Source organism: Haladaptatus sp. (assembly GCF_049589095.1).
Classification (GTDB): Archaea; Halobacteriota; Halobacteria; order Halobacteriales; family Haladaptataceae; genus Haladaptatus.
Genome location: NZ_JBAWAC010000604.1, coordinates 1 through 5,463 on the forward strand (window position 1 = coordinate 1; position 5,463 = coordinate 5,463).

The window sequence follows — 5,463 nt, forward strand, 5'->3', positions numbered from 1 at the left end:
TCCGCAGTCCGACTCGCTCGCACGTCTACACCTCGTCCGGCAACGCCGACACCGTCTCCGTCATCGACACGAGGTCGGACGAGGTCGTCGAAACCATCGACCTCGAACCGTACGAGGATGCACCGACTGGAAGTATGCCGAACGCGCTCGCTACCGATCTAAACGGCGAGACGCTGTACATCGCCAACGCCGGAAACAACGACGTCGCCGTCGTTGACCTCGGAACAGGTGGTTGCGGAGACGACACGACCGCGGAAATCACAGGGTTGGTTCCGACGGCGTGGTTCCCGTCGGCCCTTACCGTGACGAACGACGGCCGTGATTTGTTCGTGGCGAACATGAAGGGTCTTGGAGCCGGACCGAACCCCAACGGGCCGAATCCGGCGAAGGACAAACAGGACGTCCAGTACATTGGGAACATGATCTCCGGGACGCTCTCGAAGGTTCCAGTGCCCGACGCCGAACAGCTCGGGACGTACACGGAACAGGTGGTCGAGAACAACGGATTCAACGAGATGACGAACGAACTCGTCCATTCCTCGGAGGACGTTACCCCGCGACCGATTCCGCGTCGCGTCGGCGATCCGTCGCCTATCAACCACGTCATCTACATCATCAAGGAAAATCGGACGTACGACCAAGTGCTCGGTGACATCGAGGAGGGGAACGGCGACCCGTCCCTCACGCTGTTCGGTCCGGAATCTGCCCCGAACCACCACGCGCTGGCGAAGGAGTTCACGCTCCTCGACAACTTTTACGCCGACGCCGAGGTGAGCGCGGACGGCCACAACTGGGCGGTCGGCGCAATCGCAAACGACTACACGCAGAAGACGTGGCCGAGCAATTACGGTGGTCGAGGGCGGGACTACGACTTCGAAAACGGTGGCGCGACCCGACCACAGAGCGGTTATCTCTGGAACATGGCCGCCGCGTCCGATGTCAGCTACAGAAGCTACGGCGAGTTTGCGAACAACAAGTACAACGACGACGGAAGTTTCGACCACGCGGAACCGAGCGTCGCTGGACTCGAAGGCCACGTTGACCCGGACTTCCCGAGTTTCGACCTCGATATTACGGATAGCAGGCGGTACGGTGCATGGCTCAAGGAGTTCCGCGCGTACGAGGACGACTCGAACGACCTCGAACTGCCGGAACTGACGATTCTCCGGTTCCCGAGCGACCACACGGCGGGAACGACACCCGGGATGCCGACGCCGCAGGCCATGATGGCGGACAACGACCTCGCGCTCGGGAAACTGATCGAGACGGTCACGAACTCCTCGTACTGGGAGGATACGGCCATCTTCATCACCGAGGACGACGCCCAGAACGGCCCCGACCACGTCGATGCCCACCGCACACTGTCGCTGGTCGTTAGTCCATATACCCGTCGAGGTGCCGTCGATAGCACGTTCTACAGCACCGTCTCGATTCTCCGGAGCATCGAACTCATGCTCGGCATGCCCCCGCTGACGCAGTTCGACGCCCGCGCGACGCCGATGATAAACACCTTCATCGGCGACGACGAGAAACCGGACCTGAATTACAGCTACAAAGCGCGCGTCCCCGAGCAGTCGCTCGACGAGAAGAACACCGAAAAATCGCCGGGAGCGCAGGCCTCGAAGACGCTCGACCTCGACAAGGAGGACGAGGCGAACATGCAGAAGTTCAACAAAATCGTCTGGCACGCCGTCAAGGGTGCCGATGTCCCGATGCCGAAGCCGAAAACGGAACTCCGGTCGGACGCATCGCCACAGTCCGCCTCGGCGGTGGACAACGAGGAAGAAACCGATTCGGAAACGAGTTCGGACGGAGAATAACGTCGATTTTCCTTTTCGCGGTCAGTGCTCCCGAAGCGCCTTCGCCGGAACGACGCCGGGGCGGTCGATGACGAGTCGGTCGCCGATTTTGACATCCTCGAAGACGTGCGGGTACTCGTAGGAGGCGAGCGACTCCCGGAGCGCCTTCGGGTCGGCCTCGACTCCTTTCCAGACGTCGAAGTGAACCGGGGCGAACCGGTCGAGTTCGAGGTCGGCGACGGCCTCGGAGACCTGTTCACCGTCGTTGTACCAGACGGTGGGGTACGTCTCGCCGTCCTCGGTGTGATAGATGTTGCCGACGGTTCCGTGGGCGAGGACCCCGAGGTCGATGTCGAACTCGTCGGCGATGTCCGAGAACGCGTCGGCGGGGCGCGAGTCGCCCGGCGCGAAGAACGTCCCCGACTCGTGTTCGACGACGTAGCTCACCGGGCCACCCGAATCGGGGTCGAACGCGGTGCGGACGTGAACGTCGATGTCGCAGACGGAGATATCGTTGCCAGCGGAAACGACGGTGCGCCGGTCGTCCGGCGTTCGCATGTCGCCGTCGTAGGCGGGGTTCTCGAACGCCTCGTCCGGCGCGTAGAGGTGTGCCCCGAGGTCCTCCACGAGTGGCCCGTACGACGGCGGATGCATGTGGTCGATGTGTTCGTGGGTGACGAACACCGCATCGCACATCGTCGCGGCCGTCGGGTCCACGGGTATCGGGATCATCCGCACAGTCCGCGGCGGCGACCCGTCGCCGAAGTACGGGTCGAGATAGATGGTGGTTTCGGGTGTTCGAACGATGTACCCGTTACAGCCGAGATACCAGATCGACATCCCGTCCACGTCCACCGATTCGACTTCGTCCCGAACGAACCAATCGCCCCACGTCGAATGCACCATGACGGCGTGAAATAATCCGCGAAAACGCTTAATCGTGGTTGCCGTTTCGCCTCGCGCGGCGATGGAGCAATAACTCCGATTACGACCTCGACACCGTTTTCGGTTCCGACAGCGCTTCGAGCGACAGTTCTCCGTCTGGAACGCGGTACTGTGCCAGCGTTCGTTTCTTGGCGTCGGCCGAGTTCTCGTCCGCATCGACCCCGTAAACGGTGAACTCACAGTCCGTCTCGGTGAATTCGATCACGAAGTAGCCGTGCTCGTACCAGTTGACGTATTCGAGGTGTTCGTTCTCCGCTTTCGCAATCGCGGCCAACGCCTCCCTGTCCCAGTCCCCCGGGAAGTCCACGACGTCGGCGGCACACACGCTCCTGATCGACGGCGTCATGAATTCGATGCCGACGGTATCCCGGTTCCACGAGGCTTCGCCGTACCCCGCGTGCTGGTAGCCAGCCATCGAGCAGTGGAGGTCCCCCGTGAGGGTGACGAAGTTCCGGAGGGAGGCATCATCGACGGCGTTCATCAGTTCCGCACGCTCGGCCTGGAACCCGTCCCAGGAGTCCTCCAAAAATTCCACTTGATACCAGTCCTCTCCCGCCGTCAGCGGCATCGTCTGGAGTCGTCCCGTTCGACTCGCCGTCCCGTCGTAGATGAACCTGTAGTAGTAGAAGCGGTCGGCGTCGAGTTCGCCGTCGAGGTCCACTTTGACGGTGTAATCGTGCGTTGCCGACATCGCCGACGCATCGACTACCCCCTCGAAAACGGGGTCGTCGAGCGTCTCGTCGTTTGCGACCTGAACCTCGACGGGTTGGCCCTCTCGATACGCCGTCTCGCCGATTCGAGTCCAGACGATGGCACCCGAATCTGTCGGACCGCCGCTCATGACCGACTGCGGAAACGTCGCGTCCGCATCCGCCGCCACATCGTACGAAAAGACGTGCACTGAACCGTCTCGAACGGCGGTCGTCGGTTGTGCGATCGCTCGCTTGGCGATAAGCGTCGAAAGCCCACCGGCCGCGGTCGTTCCGGCGACGCTACGGAAGAATCCGCGACGGTTGATTTCTTCATGTTATATGTTCTTCTTTGAAACTATATCCGGGAATTATTTCGGCGGACTATATATCTTCTGGACATAGTATATATTGCCTCTCGGTCGATACGTTCTACACTATAGGAGAAATATGATGGTGGAAACGATCTGTACTTTTCGATCTGTATCGGATGGAGTAACCGAACGATATCGGAGTACGGCAAACGGCTACACCGAGAACGTGGAATTTCTGTGAAAACGGGATGATTCGTGTGGGCTGGCGGTAGCGGCGTTCGGACGGTTCCCGAAAACGACCGATCTTACGGTCGAGGGGCCGCTTTCTGGAGCGCCGTCTCGGCGATGTTGCCGCCGTAGTCGGCGCACCTCGAAAGCGAATCGATACTGAGCCGTAGCTGATGTGCTTGATGCGGTTCGAGATCACGAAGGAGGTCGTCGATGCTGCGGCCGGATTCGGTTATTCCGAAGACCGATTCCCGTGCGTCGTTGGCGAGTCGGGTGGCTCGTTTCCGGTCGTCCGTGAGAAACGCCTCCATCGCGGTAGTGACGATGGCGGCGGCTTCGGCGTGCAGTTCGGTAACTGCCTCGATCACGCGTTCGGGTATCGCATCGAGTTCGATGGAGACCCGACAGATCTTCGCCGCGTGGTCGGCGATGCGTTCGAGTTGACGACCACACGTGTAGAAGTCGAAGCACGTCTCACGGGGGAATCCGAGTTCTTCCGCCACTGCTGGCGTCCGTAACGTCCTTCGAAACGTCCGGGAGACGACGAACCACAGTCGGTCCATGTCGTCGTCACGGTCGATGACGTTCCGAGCGGCGTCCTCGTCGGTCTCGGCGAGGGCGGAGACGGCGTCTTCCAGCATGGCCATCGCGATGACCTTCATCTGTGAAATCGCATCGTGAATGGACATCTGTGAGGCGTTGAGTAGGTCCTGCACGACGATCTTTTTGTCCGTTTCCTCGACTATCTCCAACCCGACGAGGTTCTGTGTGGTCGTGCGGATGGCACGCCGTTTGCCGGGTGTGATGTGATGGGTCTCGATCGTGATCGTGTTGAAACCGTTCACGTACATCGCGATGATGGCCCGCATCAGTTCATCGTCGCTCCGCGTGGCGATATCGAGCCGCCCTTCGATGCCTTTTCTGCCACGACGTGGCGTCAGAACCAGCCCGTGCTCGTGGGAGAAAAACGAGATCGAACTCCCGACCGCGACGTCGTTTTCGTTCGCCCAGTCCTTCGGCAGGGAAACCGTGAACGTGGATCCTCCGGTGACCTGAACTTTCCGTGTCTCCATATCGTGCCCTTCTCGACGACCACAATAAATTTTACCACTAATACATAGATTGGCAGAAATATATTGTCAAATATGGTTCTATGTGGGAAGATATATTCAGCGAAGTCGATCCCACAGCGGTCGACATGCGTTATTCCTTCCGGGGCCACTCAACGGCGAACTCCGGCCGTTCGATCAGTCGGCATTGGTGGGGCTGACGGTATCGTCGGTTCGGCTCGTCGTTACGTACACCGCCGGTTTGCGGAGGACGTACTCGTCGATGAACGCGACGATGTACATGTAGAGTACGATGGCTCTCCGCGACGAGGACTGTTCTTGAACTGTTGTCACTTCCATTGGTATACGTCCCTTGACCGGCTCTCAAAGGTTTTTTGCTCCGATTCTAATGAGGAATATTGTTAGCACGGGATAGCTG

The 5,463-nt window shown here is 59.9% G+C and carries 5 protein-coding genes; 1 reads left to right on the forward strand and 4 read right to left on the reverse strand.

Going from position 1 to position 5,463, the window contains the following annotated elements; all coding sequences use genetic code 11:
- The coding region (locus WBV42_RS18935) for a bifunctional YncE family protein/alkaline phosphatase family protein (protein WP_423987415.1) at positions 1-1,820 on the forward strand (1,820 nt) is incomplete at its 5' end.
- 21 nt (positions 1,821-1,841) lie between these two features.
- Here WBV42_RS18935 and WBV42_RS18940 read toward each other — a convergent pair.
- The 4 genes from WBV42_RS18940 to WBV42_RS18955 form a co-directional block, all read right to left on the reverse strand.
- On the reverse strand, positions 1,842-2,705 hold the full coding sequence (locus tag WBV42_RS18940; RefSeq protein WP_423987416.1) for an MBL fold metallo-hydrolase: 864 nt from the start codon (positions 2,703-2,705) through the stop codon (positions 1,842-1,844).
- A gap of 79 nt (positions 2,706-2,784) precedes the next feature.
- The gene (locus tag WBV42_RS18945; protein WP_423987417.1) at positions 2,785-3,645 is read right to left on the reverse strand and encodes a PhoD-like phosphatase N-terminal domain-containing protein; all 861 of its coding nucleotides are present in this window, start codon (positions 3,643-3,645) and stop codon (positions 2,785-2,787) included.
- A gap of 407 nt (positions 3,646-4,052) precedes the next feature.
- Positions 4,053-5,048: a PhoU domain-containing protein gene (locus WBV42_RS18950; protein WP_423987418.1), complete on the reverse strand. Its 996-nt coding sequence runs from the start codon at positions 5,046-5,048 to the stop codon at positions 4,053-4,055.
- A gap of 174 nt (positions 5,049-5,222) precedes the next feature.
- A complete protein-coding gene (locus WBV42_RS18955; protein WP_423987419.1) occupies positions 5,223-5,384 on the reverse strand; it encodes a hypothetical protein in 162 nt (53 codons plus the stop codon).
- Positions 5,385-5,463: the final 79 nt, after the last annotated feature.